Here is an 18,586-nt window from a genome sequence, read left to right on the forward strand (position 1 = left end):
GCTCCTAACCTGCGGGCATGTTCTTCATTCCACAGGCAATCCAACCGTGAAAGTCCTCCTCGTCCACGCCCACCCCGAAGCCCGTTCGCTGAACGGCTCGCTGAAAGATTTCATGGTGGAGCACCTCACGCACGCCGGGCACGACGTGCGCGTGTCCGATCTCTACGCGATGCAATGGAAGGCGCCGCTCGATGCGGCCGACTTTTCGCATGTCGAGCCCGGCGCGCATTTCGATCCGGTGCTCGATTCGCTGCGCGCCTTCCAGGACGGCACGCAGCCCGACGACATTGCCACCGAGCAGGCCAAGCTGCTGTGGGCCGATGCGGTGATCTTCCAGTTTCCGCTCTGGTGGTACTCGATGCCCGCCATCCTCAAGGGGTGGGTAGAGCGGGTGTATGCCTATGGCTTTGCCTACGGCATCGGCGAGCATTCCGACACGCACTGGGGCGATCGCTTCGGCGAAGGCACGCTGGCGGGCAAGCGCGCGATGCTCGTGGTCACCACCGGCGGCTGGGCGCCGCACTACAGCGCGCGCGGGATCAACGGGCCGATGGACGACCTGCTGTTTCCCATTCACCACGGCATCCTCTACTACCCGGGCTTCGAGGTGCTGCCGCCGTTCGTGGTGCACCGCACGGGCAAGGTCGACGATGCGGGCTATGCGCGGATCACCGAGGAGCTCGGTGATCGTCTGGATGCGCTGTGGACGACGGCGCCCATCGCGTTCCGCCCGCAGAACGCGGGCGACTACGAAATCCCCGCCCTCACCTTGCGGCCCGACATCGCGCCGGGTCGCACCGGGTTCGCGGCGCACATCGCGGATTGATTGAGGCCTGCCAACACTACCGGACCCTACAAGCCTGGAGCGCGGCTGCAGGCTACAGGGTAGGAACCGTGCCGCCGTCGATCCGATACTCGGCCCCTGCGATCGAAGCGGATCGCGGCGACGCCAGGAAAGCAATCAAATCGGCAACCTCCTCTGGTTTGGCGGGGCGGCCCACTGGAATTCCTCCCAGCCAATCCATGACGATTTTCTTGCCGCCCTCGTAATCTGTTCCGGCATCTGCAGCCATCCGCTGCGCAAACGCTACCGAAGCCTCGGTCTCGATCCAGCCCGGCGCAACGCTCAGCACGCGAACTCCCTTTGGCGTCACCTCTCTTGCCAGAGACTTGCTGTAGGTCGTGAGGGCCCCCTTGGCCGCGGCATAGGCTGTGGTGGACTCGGGCAGCGGCAGCACGCGCTGGATGGAGCTGACGTGGATGATGACACCCGAGCCTTGAGCCAGCATCGCTGGAAGCAGCGCACGGTCCAGACGTACGGCAGGCATCAGGTTCAGGTTCAGCTCGGCGAACCAGTGCTCATCACTGATCGCAGCAAAGCCGCCACCGGGAGTTCTTGAGCCGCCGAGCACGTTGATCAAGATGTCGGCGCCGCCCCAATCCTGCAGGATGGCCTGAGCAAAGTGACTCGTGCCCTCCGCCGTCGACAGGTCGGCAGCCACGTAGGTGATCCCCTCCAAAGGCTGCGCTGGCACAGTGCGCGCGGATGTCGCCACCCGAGCGCCGGCCTCTGCGAGGGTTTTCACGACTGCAGCGCCAAGGCCCAGCGTGCCGCCGGTGACCACTGCCCGCAGGCCATTCAGGTGCAGGTCGAAGCTCATGCCGTGACCTCCAGCGATGCGATCAGCCCGCGTTCAAGGCGAAAGCGGTAGGACAGGACGATCGGGCTGCCTGGGAAGTTGCCGGTGACGTTGGCGCGGACGAGTTGGAAGCCGTCCTCCCGCTCGATGGCGAACGGCACGCTCGTCGCGCTGTACTTGGCCGAAGCCTCGGCCATGAAGGCCTTGATGGCGTTGACGCCTGTATAGGTGTGACCGTCGTCCTTCATGACGGCTTGCGCGGTGAAGCAATGTGCCAAGGCTTCAGGGTTGTGTTCCGCCGCGAAGTACGCGGCAATTGGCTCGGGAAGGGTCAAGGTGTTCACGTTGTCGGCTCCATGGGATCAATGAAGTCCTCAGGATGCGCGCCGGAGTGAATTTAGTGAATATCCTAGAATCTGGATTGGCTGTGTAGCAACGAATACATAATGCGTGGATCCGAATTTGCCGAGCTGAAAGCCTTCGTGGCCGTCGTTGAGCGTCAAAGCTTCGCGCGGGCCGCAGAGCATCTGGGCCTGTCGCCTTCGGCACTCAGCCAGACCATCCGTCAGCTCGAAGGCCGCATCGGCGCACGTCTTCTGAATCGCACGACTCGAAGCGTCGCGCCGTCGGCAAGTGGCCAGCTCCTGTACGCGCGCATAGCTCCGCTGTTCCGGGAGATGGCTGCCGCAGTCGCTGAAGCCAGCGAGGCGACAGGACAGATGAGCGGCACGCTGCGTATCAACACGCTGGGGATCGCAGCGAGAACCATCATCGCGCCCCGGCTCTCGCGCTTCCATCAAGCACACCCCGACGTGGTTCTCGACATCGTGGTCGACGACGCGCTGGCCGATATCGTCGTTGGCCGCTTCGACGCGGGCATCCGCGTGGGGAACCGGCTTGAAAAAGACATGGTTGCCGTCCGCCTCACGCCAGACCTGGACATGATTGCGGTGGCGTCCCCGAACTACCTCGCGCGTCGAGGAACGCCCAAGTCACCCGCCGATTTGCATAACCACGCATGCATCAACTGGCGGCTCCAGATGGACGGCAGGCACTATCGCTGGGAGTTCAAGAAACGAGGGCAGCGACTCGAAGTGGCGGTAGAAGGTCCCGTCGTCACCAATCATGCCGACATCGGCGTCGCTGCTGCGCTGAACGGCCTGGGCATTGCCTATCACTTTGAGCGAGATGGCGTGGGTGAGCTTCTGGCCCAGGGGCGGCTGGTCCAGGTCCTCGCGGACTGGTCGATTTCGCGCCCGGGGCTGTTTCTCTACTATCCGAACAGGCAGCATCGACCAGCCCTCCTCGGTGCGTTCATCGACTGTCTGCTGGATCGAAAACCGTTCGATCGGCTCTAGCGAGGGCCTGGCCTGTTGGCACAGCCGCAAGCCATCAGCGATGAGAATTGGTGTGAACAGGCCCTAGGGCAGCACGGGGTTGGCGTTGGCATTCGCAATCGCCGCGTCGGCATCGACGCGCAGCATGAAGCGCCTGGCCACCAGGTCGTTGGCTGCGTTCGTCACGGCCGCGACGTAGCCCGCCTGATCGGTGTAGCGCTCCTGCAGCGAGAGCCGCGGGTCGGTGGTGCCGGCGCGCTGCGCGGCCGTCTTCACGAACGGAAAGTACGCACCGAAGAGCCCTGCCTGGTCGATGGTGCCGGGCTTGTTCGTGTAGTTCCAGCCGGTGTTGGTGCCGATGGGCACGGCCACGTCGAGGCTGCGGATGCCGGCGATGTCGTTGCCGTCCGCATCGACCTGCGGCACGAGGATCGCGTAGTCACGGCCGAGGTACGCGGGCGGCACCTGGGTGGCAATGCCGGTCTCGTCCTGCGGTCGATAGTTCGGCCCCCAGTCGAGCAGCGAATAGGTGTTGACCAAGCCCGTGTAGTTCGCGCCCGGAATGGCCGGGAACTTCACCTGCGCCGGGCGCACCAGCGTGGCGTCCGCCAGCTTGGGCACCTGGCTGTCGGGCGGCGTGGTGCCGTTCACGACCCACTCCTCCAGGTTCTGGTACAGCGCGCGCACAACGGGTATCACGCTCGCGTTCGCATTGGTCGCGTAGAGCGCGCCGGCGTTCGCACCCGGCAGCGATGCAAGGCCCAGCAGATGGTGCGTGCTCGCGTAGTAGTAGACGCGCGCGTTGGCCGGCTGCACGAGGTCGGTGGTGCCCCACGCGTCGGTCAGCAGCGGCGAACCCTGCAGCACGTAGAACTCCGTGCCGCTGAAGCCAATGAAGAGCTTGGGGCAGGTGCCGCTCGCCTCGCAGCGCGAGAGGATGCCGCCGCGGCGCTGGGCCACGTCGTCCACGTAGTCCTTCGAGAGGCCGCGCGTGCCGGCCTGGCCGAAGGCCGTGTGATCGGTGCGCACACCGCCGCCGCCACCGGGAATGGAAAAGCGCATGTTGATGTTGGTCTGCCGCGCAGCGATCTGCGCGAACACGCCGTCGAACACCTTCTGCCCCGCGCGGTCTTCGTTGAAGCCCAGGTGCACGAAGGTCTTCATGAAGTTGCCGCATTGCGAGACACCGGAGGCGATGGTGTTCTTGATGGCCGTGGCCACCGGGTTGGGCGTGCCTGCCGCATCGCTCGCGTCGCGATGGAAGAAGGTGATCATGTCGCGCAGCGCGGCAAGGCCGAGGCCCATGACCTTGGGGTCTTTCGCGATGTAGACCAGCTCATACATGTAGGCCGGGTCCCATTTGTCCTTGAGGCACACGTTGGTCTCGTCGGGCGTGCCTGGGAACGGCGTACCGGCACCGCACTTCGCGAACTTCCAGTCGCTTGCGGGAATGAGCTGGCGCGCGTCGCCCTCGTTGATGCGGCGCGTGAGCACGTAGCCAGGCTTGGTGTTGTCCAGGCTCGCGGTGGCGTAGGCCTGCATCGCTGCGTTGAAGGGGCCGCCGGGCAGCGGCAGCGAGTCGTTCGTCGCCACGGTAGGCAGCAGCTCGGCGCGGTAGGTGCCGGTGATGGTGCTGCCATCTGGACTCTTCGCGACCGGCACGTTGAGCGTGAGCTTGCCGGCGGCTGCGGGCACATCGCCTTGCCAGGCCGCCGTGAGGAACACGTAGCCGCGCGAGGCGAAGTACGGGTCGAGGTTCACGATGTTCCCGCGGTTCGGCGCGTCATAACGCAGCACGCCGCTGGCCTTGCTCATGTCCTTGGGCTTGAAGAGCACGAAGTCCGACGTGTACTCGACCTTGCCGTTGGCGTTGAGCGGTGCGAGCTGCAGGTCCTGAATGATCGCGTTGCGCGCGTCCTTCGGATCGACCTCGCCGGTGAAGGTGCCGCTGATCTTCTCGTAGGTTCCCGCTGCGCCGAAGGTGCCGGGCACGTCTTCGGTCTTGCTGATGGCGAGCTTGAATTTCGGCGCGGTGGCGGCCGGGGGTTGCGCAGCGGGCGGCGGCGTGCCGGTGGCGGGCGGCAGCACGAAGCCCCCGCCTCCACCGCCGCTCCCGCCGCAGGCACTCAGAAAAAGGGCGGCCGAAGCCACCGTGGCAGCCGCAAGGCTCCAGCGTTTCATGGTTTGTCTCCTGTTGTGGTGTTCTGTCTTCTGCGGCGCCGTTCTCCGCTACGGCGTGCGCATCACTCGGCTTCGATGCCGGCGGCCTTCACGATGCGGCCCCACTTCTGCGATTCGCCGGCCTGGAACTTCGCCAGTTCCTCGGGCGAGGTGGTGAACACCTCGGTGCCGGTCGGTTCGTAGAAGGCGGTCTTCGCCGACTCGCTCTTCGCGGCCTTCACGAGCAGTTCGTTCAAACGCTTGACGACGGCGGGCGGCGTCTTCGCGGGCGCGTAGGCCGCGAACCAGTAGCCCATCTCGTAGCCCTTCACGCCGGCCTCGGCGATGGTGGGCACGTCGGGCGCGAGCGGCGAGCGGCTGGCGCTCGACATGCCCAGCGCGCGCAGCTTGCCACCCTTGACCTGCGGCAGGCCCGTGGCGGTGTCGGTGATCATCATGTGGATCTGCCCGCCGAGCAGATCGGTCACGGCCAGCGTGTTGCTCTTGTAGGGCACATGCAGGAGCTTGATGTCGGCCATCTGCTGCAGCAACTCGCCCGCCATGCGACTGGACGAACTGCCGCTGCCGAAGCTGTACTTGCCCGGCTCCTTCTTCGCGAGCGCAACGAACTCGGCCACGGTCTTCGCGGGAAACGAGGGGTTCACCACCATGATCTGCCCGCCCTTGCCGAGCGCGGCGATGGGCGCGAAGTCTTTCACCGGGTCATAGGGCAGCTTCTTGAACAGGTGTTCGTTGGCGGCGTGTGTGGTGTTGGTGGTGATGAGCACCGTGTAGCCATCGGCCGGCGCCTTGGCCACGTTCTGCGAGGCGATGAAGCCACTCGCGCCCGCCTTGTTGTCGATGATGACGGGCTGCTTGGTCTCGGCCGTGATGCTGTTGCCGAGCGCGCGAGCGATCTGGTCGGTGGCGGTGCCGGCCGCGAACGGCACGACGAAGGTGATGGATTTTTCGGGGAAGGCCTGTGCTTGGCCCAGCAACGGGGCCAGCGCGAGTGCCGTTGTCAGTACGGCGAGGGGAAATCGTTTCATTGTTTTGTCTCCGGATGGATGAGTAGGAAAAAAATGGGCGGCACCGCTACGGCCCTGCAAGCAAGGGTTCGAGCGCGCGAGGGATCTGGATCGGCATGTCGAGCAGCAGGAACGAGAGCGCCTTGCCGTGCGCATCGAGGTTCAGCGCATCGTTCACGCCGCCGTCGAGCACCGCATCGAGCACGAAATTCATCGCGTGCAGCCTGGGCAACACGAAACGCTGCACCTGCGATGGCGTGCGATGGCGGAATTGCGCGGCCACGCGCTCTGGCGTGAGCTGTTCGAGCAGCAGCGGATAGAACTCGGCGCGCCAGGCGATCACGCTGATGTTGGAGCGGTCGCCCTTGTCGCCGGTGCGGCCGTGGGCGGCGCGGTAGAGAGGGACTTCGATCATGTCGGCCGTGTTCATGCGAGCGCCTTTGCATCGAGCAGTTCGAACCGAACCGGCACCGCATCGCGCGGCAGCAGGCATGAGAGCGTGTTGAGACGCGGCGTGAGCGCGGTCCGAACGCCGCCGCCACCGGCAGGGCCACAGGTGTAGAGCGCCATCACTTCGCGCGCCAGGCGCTCGGCCTGTGCGCGGTCGGTGTGCGTGGCGGCGACGCGCAGGCGCACGTCGCGCAAACCGGCGTCGGGCGTGTCGGCGAGCGCGCGGCCGGCGTCGTCGCCGAGGATGCTCAGCGCGCCGATCAGGTCGACGCGCAGCGCGAGGCCGTCGAGCCGCTTGCGCAGCACGTCCGCCGCGAGCCGGGCACGGGCTTCGGCGCGTGGGCCTGCGTAGGAGATTTCGCCCTCCGCCAGCCAGCCGCCTTCGTGGCAGACGTTGACCTTGTAGTGGCTCGGCCGCGCATGGCCGCGCACGCCGGAGAGTTCGACGCGGTCTTTCCCGGGCAGCGCGCGCACCTCGGCTTCGGCGATGTCGGCGATCACGTCGGGCGTCAGGTAGGCGGCCGGGTCGTGTACCTCGTAGAGCAATTGCTCCTTCACCGTGGCGTCGCTCACGAGGCCGCCGGTGGCGTCGGCCTTGCCGATGATGCAGTGGCCGTCAGCGTCGATCTCGGCAATCGGGAAGCCAACCGCTTCGAGCCCGGGAACGTCCTTGTAACCGGGGTCCGCGAAATAGCCGCCGCAGACCTGCGCGCCGCATTCGAGCAGATGGCCCGCCATGGTCGCGCGGCCGAGGCGGTGCCAGTCGTCGGCGCGCCAGCCGAAGTGCGACATGGCCGGGCCCACGGTGAGCGACGGGTCCGCCACGCGGCCGCACACGACGATCTGTGCGCCCGCATCGAGCGCGGCGGCGATGGGCTCGGCGCCGATGTATGCGTTGGCGCTGACGACGCGCAAGCCCTCGATCTGCGGGCCGAGCGCGTCTTTCAGGAGCGCCCGGTGTTCGAGGCCCGAGAGATCGTCGCCCTCCACCACGGCGATGCGCGGCGCCTCTGCTCCGAGCTCGCGTGCCATGCGGGCGATGTGCCGCGCCGCGGCACGCGGATTGGCCGCGCCGAAGTTGCTCACGATGCGGATGCCGAGCGCGAGGCAGCGCGCCAGCACGGGCCGCAGCATCGCATCGAGCAGCGGCTCATAACCGGCCTCGGGGTTGTCGCGTCGGCGCAGTTGCGCAAGTGCCAGCGTGCGCTCGGCCAGCGTCTCGAAGATCAGGAAGGCGCGCTGCCCGGACGGCCCACCGGCGAGCCGCGCGATCAACGTATCGACCACCGGCCCGGCCGCATCGGTACGGTCGCCGGAGAAACCAGCCGCGCAGCCGATCAGCAAAGGAGGCAGTGATTGGGCATTCATCGAGGTGCAATGTAGGCAAAGGGTTGTGATCCGTAAAATCGAAAATCCGGATCAATTGATCTGCATTTCAAATAAGAAGGCCAGAGACATGAGAAAGACGCCCGATCTCTCCACGCGGCAACTGCGTGCCTTTCTCGCGCTGGCCGAGCACCGCAACTTCACGCGCGCGGCGCAGACCAGCCACTTGTCGCAGCCCGCGTTCAGCGCGCTGATCCGCACGCTCGAAGACGCCATCGGCACGCGCCTCTTCGACCGCGACACGCGCAGCGTGCAGCTCACGCCCGAAGGCCGGCTCTTCGAGAGCTCAGCGCGCCGCCTGCTCGACGACATGGGCAGTGCCATGGACGACCTGGCCGATCACGTGGAGCGCCGCAAGGGCCGCGTGCGCATCGCGGCCTTGCCCTCGCTCGCGGCAGGCTGGCTGCCCACGGTGTTCGCGGAGTTCATGCAGGCCTGGCCCGGCATCCGCATCGACCTGGACGATGCGCTGTCCGACGCCTGCGTCGCGCTGGTGCGCAGCGGCCAGGCCGACTTCGCGCTCGCGGCCTCGGGCGCCGCGGCAGACAGCGACCTGCGTGCGCGCAAGCTCTGCACCGACCGCTTTCACCTCGTGTGCCGCGCCGACCATCCGCTCGCGCACGAGCCGCGCCTCTCGGTCAAGAAGATCGCGCCGTGGCCCTTCATCCAGATGGCCCGCAACAGCAGCGTGCGGCAGGCGCTCGACGCGGCGCTGCACCCGCTGCGGCTGAACGCGGTGTTCGAGGTGGAGCACCTGGCCACGGTGATGGGGTTGGTGGAAGCCGGGCTCGGCATCAGCGTGGTGCCTGCGCTCACGCTCTTTCACTTCCGGCGCGAGACGCTGGTGACCCGGCCGCTGCCGCTGCCTGCGCTCACGCGCACGCTGTACCTGGTGCAGCGGCGAGAGGGCAGCCTGTCGGTGGCGGCGCAGACGCTGCATGACCTCGTGGTCGCGCGGCTCGGGTCCCTGCGATTGGACTGAACCTGCGGGCACGGGCACGGTCCGGCGCCATGCCGGAACGCTATATCTCCCAGTGCGCACACGCTATTGCCCCAGGGCGGGCCAGCGGGAATAGTTCGGCATCGCGGCGCAAGACCGCACGGATTGCCCTACAGACCTTCCCAGGAGACCCATGAGACATTCCCGCCGCAGCTTCGTCGGCCTGATGCTGACCTTGGCTGCCAGCCCCGCTGCCTTCGCAGCGCCCCGGCCGCTTTCCTCCCGCCCCATCCGCCTGGTGGTGCCCTTCGGCGCAGGCGGCGTGGCCGACCTGGTCGCGCGCAGCGTGGCACAGAAGATGTCCGAATCGATGGGCCAGAGCATCGTCGTCGACAACAAGCCCGGTGCCGGCGGCGTGGTGGCATCGGACACCGTCGCCAAGGCGCCGGCCGATGGCCACACGCTGCTCCTGATGTCCAACGCCAACGCAGTGAGTGTGGGCCTCTTCAAGTCGCTGCCCTACGACACGGTGAAAGACTTCGCACCGGTCTCGATGCTCGGCTACTTCGACATGGCGATCCTCGCGCCGGGAAATGGCAAGTTCAAGAGCCTGGCCGAGCTGGTGGCCTACGCCAAGGCGAACCCCGGCAAGCTCAACATCGGCACCATCAACGTCGGCAGCACGCAGCACCTGGCGGGCGAGTTGCTCAAGACCTCGCTCGGCATCGATGCGCAGGTCGTGCCCTTCAACGGCACGCCGGCGGTGGTGACCGCACTGCGCGGCAACCAGGTCGACGTGGCGGTGGAGATTCTTCCGCCGGTGCTCTCGCAGATCGAAGGCAAGGCGCTGCGTGCGCTGGCGGTGATGGGCGAGAAGCGCGCGAGCGGCCTGCCCGATGTGCCGACCGTCGCGGAGAGCGGCACGCCAGGCGTCCAGGTCGCCTCGTGGAACGCGCTGGCCGCGCCCGCCGCGACGCCACCCGAGGTGATCGCGCGATTGAACACCGAAGCGCTCGCCGCACTGGCTTCGCCCGAAGTGAAGAAGCGGCTGCAGAACCTGGGCGTGGAGCCGCGCGGCAGCACACCACAGGAACAAGCCCGGCTGCTGGAGAGCGAAATCAGGCGCTGGTCGGGCGTGATCCAGCGCGCCGGCATTCCCAGGCAATGAACCTCCCCATGAAAACCATCGCCCCACCTCACCCCCATCCGAGCGCGCCCGCGTTCCACCTGCCGGCGGACGCCTGCGACGCGCATTGCCACGTGTTCGGCCCCGGCGACGTGTTTCCGTATTCGGACAACCGCCGCTATACGCCGCCCGATGCGCCTGCGGCCAAGCTGCGCGCGCTGCATGAACTGCTGGGCATCGAGCGCGTCGTGCTGGTGCAGGCCAGCGTGCACGGCCACGACAACCGCGCGATGCTCGACGCCATTGCGCAGTCGCCCGACAGCTACCGCGGCGTCGCGATGGTGGGCGCGGGCGTGAGCGATGCCGAAATCGCCGCACTGCACAAGGCCGGCGTGCGCTCGGTTCGCTTCAACTTCGTGCAGCACCTGGGCGGCGCGCCCGACCTGCCCACCGTGCTGCGCATGGCCGAGCGCATCAAGCCGCTGGGCTGGCACCTGGTGCTGCATCTTGATGCGGAAGACCTCGTCACCTACCGCGCGTTTCTCGACACGCTGCCCGTGCCCTTCGTGATCGACCACATGGGCCGCACGATGGTCGCGCACGGCCTCGGGCAGCAGGCCTGCGCGATGATGCTCGACCTGATGCGCGACGAGCGCGCGTGGGTCAAGGTGAGCGGCGCGGAGCGCATTTCGCAAACGCTCTCCGCGCAAGGGCAGCCGTATGCGGATGCCGTGCCCTTCGCGCGCCAGCTGATCGCCGCCGCTCCCGACCGCGTGCTCTGGGGCACCGACTGGCCGCACCCCAACGTGCGCGAGATGCCAGACGACGGCAAGCTGGTGGACCTGCTGCCTCTTTTCTGCGACGACGCAGTGCAGCTGAAGAAGCTGCTGGTCGACAACCCGACGCGCCTCTACTGGTACGACTGAGCGCCCCGCACCGCGGCGCGCACGCAAACCGACACCAACCTCACGCAGTGGCGCAGCCATGGCGTGCGGAGCCGTGCGCGCCTTTGCTTCCAAGAACAACCAACGAGGAGACAAGCCATGAGACGACTACTACCCGCCCTCGCGCTGTGCAGCGTGGCGCAGGCCGCATGGGCGCAGGCCGATGCGCCCGCGGCCAGCGCGCAGATCTACGGCCTGCTCGACGCCTTTGCCGGCTCGATGCGGCGCAGCGACGAGCCCGGCCGAACCAAGGTGCTCAACAGCGGCGGCATGACCACGTCGTTCTGGGGCATTCGCGGTGCAGAGAGCCTGGGCGGCGGGCTCCAGGCGCAGTTCGCGCTGGAGAGCTTCTTCCAGGTCGACAGCGGCACCATGGGGCGCAACAGCACCGACCCTTATTTCTCGCGCAATGCCTGGGTCGGCCTCGCGGGCGGCTTCGGCCAGGTGGCGCTGGGCCGGCAGACCAACCCGATGTTCGTGGCGAGCGGCGCGTTCAATCCGTTCGGCACCTCGCTGCAGTTCTCACCTGTCATGCTGCACACCTGGCAGCCGACGTACAACCGTGCGGTGATCGGCGACAGCGTGTGGAGCAACGCGCTGCAGTACACCTCACCCACCCTCGCCGGCCTGCGCGCCAGCGTGCTCTACAGCCTGGGCGAAGTGACGAACCGCAGCGGCGTGCACAACCTGAACCTCACGCTCAACTATGCGGCCGGCCCCTTCGCCGCCGTGGTGTCGGCGCAGCAGGCGCAGGTGGGCCCGGGCTTCACCACGGCCATCCTGCGGCAGGACGCGGCGCTCGTCGGCGCCTCCTACGATTTGAAGGCGGTGCAGCTCTACGGCCAATTCCAGCGCACCCGCACGCCCGACATCCGCACCACGGCCACCACCGCGCAACTGGGCGCAGCGGTTCCGGTGGGCGCAGGCCGCTTCCTGGCATCGGTTGCGCGCACGCAGCGCAAGGTGCAGCCGGCCACCGAAACGCATCGCACGACCTGGGCCATCGGCTACGACCATTTCCTGTCGAAGCGCACCGACCTCTACGCCGTCTACATGCGCGACCGGCTCACGGGCTTCGACGGCCGGGGCAGCATCGGCGTCGGCATGCGTCACCGCTTCTGAGCCTTCGCGTGCCCGCCCAGGTGCTGCTGCACGAGCTCGCGCAGCAGTTCGCCCATGGCGCGCTGCGTGCGCGTGACCGGCCGCTGCGAACTCGCGGCCAGTGCGAGCCGCGTTCGCAGGCTCGGCTCGACGATGGGACGGATGGCATAGCGCTGCGGCCGCCCCGCATTGGCGACCGCATTGCGCGACAGCACCGCATGGCCTGCGCCATCGGCCACGAGCGCGAGGATAGCGGGCACGCCGTCGATCTCCAGCGCGATCTGCGGTCGCAATCCGATGGCCGCCAGCTCCGCCTCGACCCGCATGCGGATGGCGTTGGGCCGGGTCGGAATCACCAGCGGCTGGCCCGCCAGCTGGCGCAGCGGCATGGGGGCGCCGCGCCGCGTGGGGCCGGTGCCTTTGGTGGCGCTGACCAGGAACAGGTCTTCCTCCAGCACCGTCTCGCTGTCCACGTCGGGCGACGGCTGCGGGTTGTAGAGCAGCGCGATATCGAGCCGGCCGGTGACCAGCGACTCCTGCATCGCCGTTGAAAGGTTCTCGGTGATGGAGAGCGCCGCCTCGGGCAATCGCTCACGCGCGGCGCGCACCAGCGGCACCGTCAGCACGCCGGCCACGCTGGGCGGCAGCCCGACGGCGACGCGGCCGGCCAGCGCTTCGCGCGAGCGGTTCATGTCTTCGTGCGCCCGCGCCACCTGGTGCAGGATGCCGCGGCCATGCTCCAGCAGGCGCTTGCCCGCATCGGTGACCACCACGCCGCGGCCGTTGCGCACCAGCAGGTTCTGCCGCAGCTCGACCTCCAGGTTGCGCACCTGGCGGCTCAATGCGGGCTGCGCGATGTCGATCACGATCGACGCACGGGTGAAACTGCCGAGCTCGGCCACGCGGATGAAGTACTCCAGTTGCTTCAGGTCCATGCCCAAAGGGTATCGGCATGAAGGCCTCGCAGGTATGCGTGTTTGTTCTATCCGGCGGACGGCCACACGACCACTTGATGCAAGCAGCCACGCAGTCCGTTCGAGAAGGGCTGCACGACCAGCCCTCGCCCTCGCCCTCGCCCTCGCCCTCGGCGTGTCGGCGCAGTCACCGCTGGCGAGCGACGCGCAGGCCTTGCTCTGCTTCGGCGCCGCCGCGTGGTGCCCGGCGAAGTTTCACGCGGATGTGGAAGCGGCGACCAACTGAGCCAATGCGGCGCGCGCGGTCGGGTTGGGCGTGGGCTCCGCGATCTTGTGCAGCGTGTTGCGGTCGGTATGCCGAAAGGGTTCGGGCTTGCCGAGCACATCGAGCAGCGTGACCTGCTCATACGACCAGCTCGCGTTGTCGTGGATGGTGACGGTGATGTCGTAGCGCAGCGTCTTGAACGCATGCTCCAGAAACGGGTTCGAGAGGATGCCGTTGGTCGCCGCGCCGCGCACTGCCTCGAGCTTGAACGACTTCGCATCGGGCGCCGCGTGCCCCATGGCCATCACGGCCTGCCCGCGGGGAATCGTCAGCGTCTGGATCACCGTGCCGGTGGCGGCCTCCCAGAGCCAGTAGCCGACCTGGTCGTGAAAGCTCTCGACCTCATCGGGCTTGACGATGCGCACGTGGTAGCGCAGCCCGTAGAAGATCTGCGGCCCGTTGGTCTGCGCATCGATGGGCTGGAACTCGGCGTGCTCGACATAGGCCTCCGCTTCGGGGCCGTCTTCTCCTGGCGCCACGTCGTGGCCCCCGGCGCTGGTCCAGATGCCGGCGAGGCCGGTGAGCGGACCGAGGTTGGAGAGCGTGTGCGGATCGGGTTCGGGTTCTGTGTAGATGTCCTGGGGATAATCGGCCATGTTTTTTCCTGGATCTGGGTGTGACGGGCCGAAGTATCGCCAAAAGTGGGCATCCGGCGGCCGGACTTTCCAGCGCTCCCCCTCCAGGAAGCACGACACCCCCGCCCCAAACCCCTTCCCGGGTTTCCCCCCACATCAAAATGAGGTACGCACCTCAAACTCCGCCCATGCCATCCTCCCCGCAGCGACAAGCCGCACAGACCAGCCGCGCCACGCTCAGCGACGTGGCACGCGAAGCCGACGTGAGCCTGGCCACTGTGGACCGCGTGCTCAACAAGCGTACCGGCGTGCATGCACGCTCGATCGCCCAGGTGCACCAGGCCGTCGAGCGGCTGAACTACCGCCCCGACCCGGCGGCCGCCCGCCTCGCACGGCCGCACCCGCACCGGGTGAGCTTCCTTCTGCCTTCGGGCAACAACACCTTCATCGAGATGCTGCGCGAGCAGATCGCGGGCAGCAGCGGCTGGATGGAAGACCACCGCGTGAGCGCGCAGACACACCAGGTCGACGTCTTCGAGCCGCAGCGCCTCGCGCGCCGGATCCTTGCGCTGCGCGGCCAGTGCGACACGGCCGTGGTGATGGCGCTCGACCACCCGCTGGTGCAGTCGGCCATCGACAAGCTGGTCGGCCACGGCGTGGGCGTGATCACGCTGGTGTCGGACGTGCCGAAGTCACAGCGCCAGCACTTCGTGGGCATCGACAACGTGGCCGCCGGCCGTACCGCGGGCACGCTGGTCGGCCGGTTCTCGGGCGGCACGAAAGGCGAGGTCGGCGTGATCGTCGGCAGCCTGTCGCTGCGCGACCATGCGGAGCGCAGCCTGGGCTTCAGCCAGGTGATGTCGGCCGAATATCCCGGCCTTCGCGTGCTGCCACCGCTGGAGGGCAAGGACGACCCCAAGCTCGCGCGGCAGCTCTCGGCGCGCCTGCTGGCCGCGCACCCGAAGCTGGTCGCGATCTACAGCGTGGGCGCGGGCAACCCGGGCATCTCCGCCACGCTCAAGGCGAGCGGGCGCGCGGGAAAGATCGTCTTCGTCGGCCATGAACTCACGCCGGCCGCGCGCGCCGACCTGCTCGACGGCACGATGGCCGCGGTCATCAACCAGGACGCGGGACACGAGATCCGCTCTGCCCTGCGGCTGGCCATTGCACGCCTCACGCGCGAGCCGGTGCATGCGGACCAGGAGCGCATCCGCATCGATATCTACCTGAAGGACAACCTGCCGTGAATGCGGCAGTGCGGCCCTTCTTTCACTGAACTTTTTTTGCAGGAGCGTCGGCACATGGCAACCAACATCAAGGGCCCAGGCATCTATCTCGCGCAGTTCGCGAGCGACGCGGCACCGTTCGATTCGTGGGACTCGATCACGCGCTGGGCCGGCAGCCTCGGCTTCAAGGGCGTGCAGATTCCCTCGTGGGATGCGCGCATCTTCGACCTGAAGAAAGCCGCCGAATCGAAGACCTACTGCGACGAAGTGGCCGGCGTGGCGCGCGAGAACGGCGTGGAGATCACCGAACTCGGCACGCACCTGCAGGGCCAGCTCGTGGCGGTGCATCCGGCGTACGACGAAGCCTTCGACGGCTTCGCGCCTGAAGCCTATCGGCGCAACCCGGTGGCGCGACAGGCGTGGGCGGTGGAGCAGATGCTGTTCGCCGCGAAGGCCTCGCGCAACCTGGGGCTCAAGAGCAATGTGAGTTTTCCGGGGGCGCTGGCGTGGCCGTACCTCTATCCGTGGCCGCCGCGGCCGGCTGGACTGATCGAGGCCGCGTTCGACGAACTCGCCAAGCGCTGGCATCCGATCTTCGATGCGTTCGAAGACGCCGACTGCAACGTCTGCTTCGAGCTGCATCCGGGCGAAGACCTGTTCGATGGCGTGACCTTCGAGATGTTTCTGGAGCGCGTGAACAACCATCCGCGCTGCTGCATCAACTACGACCCGTCGCACTTCCTGCTGCAACAGCTGGACTACCTCGAGTTCATCGACATCTACCACTCGCGCATCAAGGCGCTGCACATCAAGGATGCGGAGTTCCGCCCCACGGGCCGACAGGGCGTGTACTCGGGCTTCCAGCCGTGGGTGAACCGCGCGGGGCGTTTCCGGTCGCTGGGCGATGGGCAGATCGACTTCGGCGCCATCTTCTCCAAGATGGCGCAATACAACTACGACAGCTGGGCCGTGCTCGAGTGGGAGTGCTGCCTGAAGCACCCCGAGGACGGCGCGGCCGAGGGCGCGGAATTCATTCGCCGCCACATCATCCGCACGACCGAGAAAGCCTTCGATGACTTCGCGGGCGCCGAGACCGATACCCAGCAGCTTCGCCGGATGCTGGGCCTGGAGACGACGACAACGGCGAAGAAGTAGTCAGCAACCCATGAGCTAGCTTTATCTACAACGAAGGAGACAAGAGACCATGACGAACAGAAGATTTTTTTCGGGCATCGCACTGGCCGTATGCGCCCTCGCCAGCATGCCCGCACTGGCCCAGAACAAGGCCACGGTGATGGGCGTCTCGGTGCCCGCCGCCACGCACGGCTGGACCGGCGGCGTCGTGTACTGGGCCAATCGCACCAAGGCCGAGCTGGAGAAGCAGTACCCCGGCATGAAGGTCTTCGTGAAGACCGCGGGCTCGGCCACCGAGCAGGCCAACCAGGTGCAGGACCTGCAGACGGTCAACAAGATCGACACGCTGGTCATCCTGCCCTTCGAATCGGCGCCGCTCACCAAGCCGGTGGCGCAGGTCAAGGCCAAGGGCGTGTTCGTGACCGTGGTCGACCGGGGCCTGACCGACCCGAACGCACAGAGCGCCTACGTGGCCGGCGACAACCCGGGCTTCGGCAAGGTGGCGGGCGAGTACATGGCCAAGACGATGGGCGGCAAGGGCAACGTGGTCATCCTGCGCGGCATTCCCACGGTGATCGACAACCAGCGCGTCGATGCCTTCAACGAAGTGATGAAGGCCAACCCCGGCATCAAGGTGCTCGATGCCAAGCACGGCAACTGGAACCGCGACGATGCGTTCAAGGTCATGCAGGACTACCTCACCCGCTTCAAGCAGATCGATGCGGTGTGGGCCTCCGACGACGACATGGCCGTGGGCGTGCAGAAGGCCATCGAGCAGGCCAAGCGCGATGACGTGAAGCTGGTGGTGGGCGGCGCCGGCGCCAAGGGCTACATCAAGAAGGTGATGGACGGCGACAAGATCGTCTCGGCCGACGTGACCTACGCGCCGAGCATGATCGCCGACGCGATGAACCTCACGGCGAAGGCGCGCGTGGAAGGCGGCACGATGCCGGCGACGACGATCATTCCGTCGGTGCTGGTGACCAAGGAGAACGCGGCGAAGTACTACTTCCCCGATTCGCCGTTCTGAGTGAGCCAGGGCCGCATCGCCCTGGTGATCGCGGGCTCGGTGGGCCTCCGGCTCACCGAAGCCTGACGCGGAAAGACCCGCCGAGGCCGAAATTTTGGAACTTTGGCATTCGTTACCAACGGGAGCGGCGGGCCTTTAACCATTCCGGGACTGGGCCGATTCTCAGGGGGCTTCAAACCGTCACGACATGGGAGCAAGATGCCGGTCCGCCGATTTCTTGCCGTCATCCCGATCTGACCGAAGGAGCCTGCCTCATGTTCGCCACGCCAGAACGAACCATCAAGATCCCCGGCCCCGACCATGCCATCACCATCGCGCGCAATCCGCACCGCGTGGTGGTGTCGGTCGACGGTTGTGTCGTCGCCGATACGCGCGAGGCACTGACACTGCGCGAGTCGCACTTCGGAACGGTGCACTACATCCCGCGCAAGGACGTGAAGATGTCGCTGCTGGAGCGCACGCAGCACGCGACCTACTGCCCCTACAAGGGCGAGGCCAACTACTACAGCATTCCCGCAGGCGGCGAGCGCTCGGTGAATGCGGTGTGGACTTATGAAGCGCCGTACGACTCGGTCTCGCAGATCAAGGACCACCTGGCCTTTTATCCGGACCGCGTGGGGCCGATCGAAGAGCGCATCGCCTAGGTTTCGTCCCCTGGGTCAACAAACAAAAAAGCCGGACCCCGCTTTCGCAGGGCCCGGCTTTTGCACGTTCGCTCGCCATCGAAGGCGAGGCGCTGTGAGTTACAGCGGCAGTGCGTCGCCACGAGCGGCAGCGCGGGCTGCGGCACGCACCGTGGCACGGTCTACACCGCTGGCCAGCACCGGAGCAACACGCGACGAGGCGCCTTCGGCATACGGGTTCTCGCTGCGTGCGGCGACAGCGGCTTCGGCACGGACGGCGGCGCGGCTGGTCGAAGAGACGAACACTTGTGCAGGGCCCGCATTGGCGCCGGTGGCGTACGGGTTTGCGCTGCGTGCGGCAACCACGGCCTGGCCGGCGACATCGGCGCGGCTGACGGTGGAGTTCACTTGCTGCACACCTTCGTAGGTTTCAGCGTGGGCGGCGCCGGCAACGGCCATCAGGGCAACAGCAACGGCGGAGAGGAGCTTGGAGGCATTCATTTCGATTTCCTTCAGTTCAGTTCAAGTTCAAGTTCTTGCTTGGTTGATTTCGAACCGGTCTTGGGTGGGTCACCGTCCCTCCGGGGGCGGCCACCTCGCTCGGGGCCCTGTTCACTCGGATCAATCAACTGTGTGGCTGGTCCGTG

Annotated in this window: 19 protein-coding genes; 10 read left to right on the forward strand and 9 right to left on the reverse strand. The window is 66.9% G+C overall.

From position 1 onward, the window contains the following. Positions 1–46: 46 nt before the first annotated feature. The gene (locus tag J2W23_RS07570; RefSeq protein WP_307648267.1) at positions 47–826 is read left to right on the forward strand and encodes an NAD(P)H-dependent oxidoreductase; all 780 of its coding nucleotides are present in this window, start codon (positions 47–49) and stop codon (positions 824–826) included. Positions 827–878: 52 nt separating this feature from the next. Here the strand turns inward: J2W23_RS07570 and J2W23_RS07575 are convergent, their stop codons facing one another. Together J2W23_RS07575 and J2W23_RS07580 are read right to left on the reverse strand one after the other, a co-directional pair. Beyond that, positions 879–1,661 carry an SDR family oxidoreductase gene (locus J2W23_RS07575; protein WP_307648268.1) on the reverse strand — a complete coding sequence of 261 codons (783 nt, stop codon included), beginning with the start codon at positions 1,659–1,661 and terminating at the stop codon, positions 879–881. Further along, the gene (locus J2W23_RS07580) at positions 1,658–1,984 is read right to left on the reverse strand and encodes a nuclear transport factor 2 family protein (protein ID WP_176656683.1); all 327 of its coding nucleotides are present in this window, start codon (positions 1,982–1,984) and stop codon (positions 1,658–1,660) included. The genes J2W23_RS07575 and J2W23_RS07580 overlap by 4 nt, the downstream gene beginning before the upstream one ends. A 102-nt stretch (positions 1,985–2,086) precedes the next feature. Between J2W23_RS07580 and J2W23_RS07585 the strand changes: the two genes are divergently transcribed. Beyond that, complete coding sequence (locus tag J2W23_RS07585) at positions 2,087–2,998, forward strand: LysR family transcriptional regulator (protein ID WP_307648269.1); 912 nt, start codon at positions 2,087–2,089, stop codon at positions 2,996–2,998. Positions 2,999–3,061: 63 nt separating this feature from the next. Here J2W23_RS07585 and J2W23_RS07590 read toward each other — a convergent pair whose 3' ends face one another. The 4 genes from J2W23_RS07590 to J2W23_RS07605 all read right to left on the reverse strand — a co-directional run bounded on the left by J2W23_RS07590 (position 3,062) and on the right by J2W23_RS07605 (position 7,983). Further along, positions 3,062–5,158 (reverse strand): alpha/beta hydrolase domain-containing protein, encoded by a 2,097-nt coding sequence (locus J2W23_RS07590; RefSeq protein ID WP_307648270.1) that lies wholly within the window; start codon positions 5,156–5,158, stop codon positions 3,062–3,064. A gap of 62 nt (positions 5,159–5,220) precedes the next feature. Further along, positions 5,221–6,186 carry a Bug family tripartite tricarboxylate transporter substrate binding protein gene (locus J2W23_RS07595; protein WP_307648271.1) on the reverse strand — a complete coding sequence of 322 codons (966 nt, stop codon included), beginning with the start codon at positions 6,184–6,186 and terminating at the stop codon, positions 5,221–5,223. Positions 6,187–6,232: 46 nt separating this feature from the next. Next, positions 6,233–6,595 (reverse strand): AtuA-related protein, encoded by a 363-nt coding sequence (locus tag J2W23_RS07600; protein ID WP_307648272.1) that lies wholly within the window; start codon positions 6,593–6,595, stop codon positions 6,233–6,235. Next, entirely contained in the window at positions 6,592–7,983 is a 1,392-nt protein-coding gene (locus tag J2W23_RS07605; protein WP_307648273.1) for an acyclic terpene utilization AtuA family protein, read from the reverse strand. The genes J2W23_RS07600 and J2W23_RS07605 overlap by 4 nt, the downstream gene beginning before the upstream one ends. Before the next feature lie 88 nt (positions 7,984–8,071). On the opposite strand from J2W23_RS07605, the gene J2W23_RS07610 reads away from it, so the two are divergent. The 4 genes from J2W23_RS07610 (at position 8,072) to J2W23_RS07625 (ending at position 12,133) form a co-directional block, all read left to right on the forward strand. Continuing rightward, positions 8,072–8,983: a LysR family transcriptional regulator gene (locus J2W23_RS07610; RefSeq protein ID WP_307648274.1), complete on the forward strand. Its 912-nt coding sequence runs from the start codon at positions 8,072–8,074 to the stop codon at positions 8,981–8,983. A gap of 151 nt (positions 8,984–9,134) precedes the next feature. Further along, complete coding sequence (locus J2W23_RS07615; RefSeq protein WP_373423896.1) at positions 9,135–10,109, forward strand: tripartite tricarboxylate transporter substrate binding protein; 975 nt, start codon at positions 9,135–9,137, stop codon at positions 10,107–10,109. Between the two features lie 8 nt (positions 10,110–10,117). After that, entirely contained in the window at positions 10,118–10,993 is an 876-nt protein-coding gene (locus tag J2W23_RS07620; RefSeq protein ID WP_307648275.1) for an amidohydrolase family protein, read from the forward strand. A 117-nt stretch (positions 10,994–11,110) separates the two neighbouring features. After that, positions 11,111–12,133 (forward strand): porin, encoded by a 1,023-nt coding sequence (locus tag J2W23_RS07625; protein WP_307648276.1) that lies wholly within the window; start codon positions 11,111–11,113, stop codon positions 12,131–12,133. Here the strand turns inward: J2W23_RS07625 and J2W23_RS07630 are convergent. Together J2W23_RS07630 and J2W23_RS07635 are read right to left on the reverse strand one after the other, a co-directional pair. Then, positions 12,121–13,047 carry a LysR substrate-binding domain-containing protein gene (locus J2W23_RS07630; RefSeq protein WP_307648277.1) on the reverse strand — a complete coding sequence of 309 codons (927 nt, stop codon included), beginning with the start codon at positions 13,045–13,047 and terminating at the stop codon, positions 12,121–12,123. The genes J2W23_RS07625 and J2W23_RS07630 overlap by 13 nt on opposite strands. Positions 13,048–13,281: 234 nt before the next feature. Beyond that, positions 13,282–13,947: an FABP family protein gene (locus J2W23_RS07635; protein ID WP_307648278.1), complete on the reverse strand. Its 666-nt coding sequence runs from the start codon at positions 13,945–13,947 to the stop codon at positions 13,282–13,284. A 167-nt stretch (positions 13,948–14,114) separates the two neighbouring features. On the opposite strand from J2W23_RS07635, the gene J2W23_RS07640 reads away from it, so the two are divergent. The 4 genes from J2W23_RS07640 to J2W23_RS07655 all read left to right on the forward strand — a co-directional run bounded on the left by J2W23_RS07640 (position 14,115) and on the right by J2W23_RS07655 (position 17,960). Beyond that, complete coding sequence (locus J2W23_RS07640) at positions 14,115–15,173, forward strand: LacI family DNA-binding transcriptional regulator (RefSeq protein WP_176656671.1); 1,059 nt, start codon at positions 14,115–14,117, stop codon at positions 15,171–15,173. A gap of 54 nt (positions 15,174–15,227) precedes the next feature. Next, positions 15,228–16,307 (forward strand): sugar phosphate isomerase/epimerase family protein, encoded by a 1,080-nt coding sequence (locus J2W23_RS07645; protein ID WP_307648279.1) that lies wholly within the window; start codon positions 15,228–15,230, stop codon positions 16,305–16,307. Positions 16,308–16,356: 49 nt separating this feature from the next. Beyond that, on the forward strand, positions 16,357–17,316 hold the full coding sequence (locus J2W23_RS07650) for an ABC transporter substrate-binding protein (RefSeq protein WP_307648280.1): 960 nt from the start codon (positions 16,357–16,359) through the stop codon (positions 17,314–17,316). 254 nt (positions 17,317–17,570) lie between these two features. Beyond that, positions 17,571–17,960: a DUF427 domain-containing protein gene (locus tag J2W23_RS07655; RefSeq protein WP_307648281.1), complete on the forward strand. Its 390-nt coding sequence runs from the start codon at positions 17,571–17,573 to the stop codon at positions 17,958–17,960. A 99-nt stretch (positions 17,961–18,059) separates the two neighbouring features. Here the strand turns inward: J2W23_RS07655 and J2W23_RS07660 are convergent, their stop codons facing one another. Next, a complete protein-coding gene (locus tag J2W23_RS07660) occupies positions 18,060–18,440 on the reverse strand; it encodes a helicase SNF2 (protein WP_176656667.1) in 381 nt (126 codons plus the stop codon). Between the last annotated feature and the right edge of the window lie 146 nt (positions 18,441–18,586).

The sequence above is a fragment of the Variovorax boronicumulans genome, assembly GCF_030812215.1.
In the GTDB taxonomy this organism is placed as follows: domain Bacteria; phylum Pseudomonadota; class Gammaproteobacteria; order Burkholderiales; family Burkholderiaceae_C; genus Variovorax; species Variovorax boronicumulans_C.

Excerpts from the sequence above, each read along its gene's own strand:
- J2W23_RS07575 (WP_307648268.1), bottom strand. The coding sequence starts at position 1,661 with ATGAGCTTCGACCTGCACCTGAATGGCCTGCGGGCAGTGGTCACCGGC.
- J2W23_RS07585 (WP_307648269.1), top strand. The coding sequence starts at position 2,087 with ATGCGTGGATCCGAATTTGCCGAGCTGAAAGCCTTCGTGGCCGTCGTT.
- J2W23_RS07590 (WP_307648270.1), bottom strand. The coding sequence starts at position 5,158 with ATGAAACGCTGGAGCCTTGCGGCTGCCACGGTGGCTTCGGCCGCCCTT.
- J2W23_RS07595 (WP_307648271.1), bottom strand. The coding sequence starts at position 6,186 with ATGAAACGATTTCCCCTCGCCGTACTGACAACGGCACTCGCGCTGGCC.
- J2W23_RS07600 (WP_307648272.1), bottom strand. The coding sequence starts at position 6,595 with ATGAACACGGCCGACATGATCGAAGTCCCTCTCTACCGCGCCGCCCAC.
- J2W23_RS07605 (WP_307648273.1), bottom strand. The coding sequence starts at position 7,983 with ATGAATGCCCAATCACTGCCTCCTTTGCTGATCGGCTGCGCGGCTGGT.
- J2W23_RS07610 (WP_307648274.1), top strand. The coding sequence starts at position 8,072 with ATGAGAAAGACGCCCGATCTCTCCACGCGGCAACTGCGTGCCTTTCTC.
- J2W23_RS07615 (WP_373423896.1), top strand. The coding sequence starts at position 9,135 with ATGAGACATTCCCGCCGCAGCTTCGTCGGCCTGATGCTGACCTTGGCT.
- J2W23_RS07620 (WP_307648275.1), top strand. The coding sequence starts at position 10,118 with ATGAAAACCATCGCCCCACCTCACCCCCATCCGAGCGCGCCCGCGTTC.
- J2W23_RS07625 (WP_307648276.1), top strand. The coding sequence starts at position 11,111 with ATGAGACGACTACTACCCGCCCTCGCGCTGTGCAGCGTGGCGCAGGCC.
- J2W23_RS07630 (WP_307648277.1), bottom strand. The coding sequence starts at position 13,047 with ATGGACCTGAAGCAACTGGAGTACTTCATCCGCGTGGCCGAGCTCGGC.
- J2W23_RS07635 (WP_307648278.1), bottom strand. The coding sequence starts at position 13,947 with ATGGCCGATTATCCCCAGGACATCTACACAGAACCCGAACCCGATCCG.
- J2W23_RS07640 (WP_176656671.1), top strand. The coding sequence starts at position 14,115 with ATGCCATCCTCCCCGCAGCGACAAGCCGCACAGACCAGCCGCGCCACG.
- J2W23_RS07645 (WP_307648279.1), top strand. The coding sequence starts at position 15,228 with ATGGCAACCAACATCAAGGGCCCAGGCATCTATCTCGCGCAGTTCGCG.
- J2W23_RS07650 (WP_307648280.1), top strand. The coding sequence starts at position 16,357 with ATGACGAACAGAAGATTTTTTTCGGGCATCGCACTGGCCGTATGCGCC.
- J2W23_RS07655 (WP_307648281.1), top strand. The coding sequence starts at position 17,571 with ATGTTCGCCACGCCAGAACGAACCATCAAGATCCCCGGCCCCGACCAT.
- J2W23_RS07660 (WP_176656667.1), bottom strand. The coding sequence starts at position 18,440 with ATGAATGCCTCCAAGCTCCTCTCCGCCGTTGCTGTTGCCCTGATGGCC.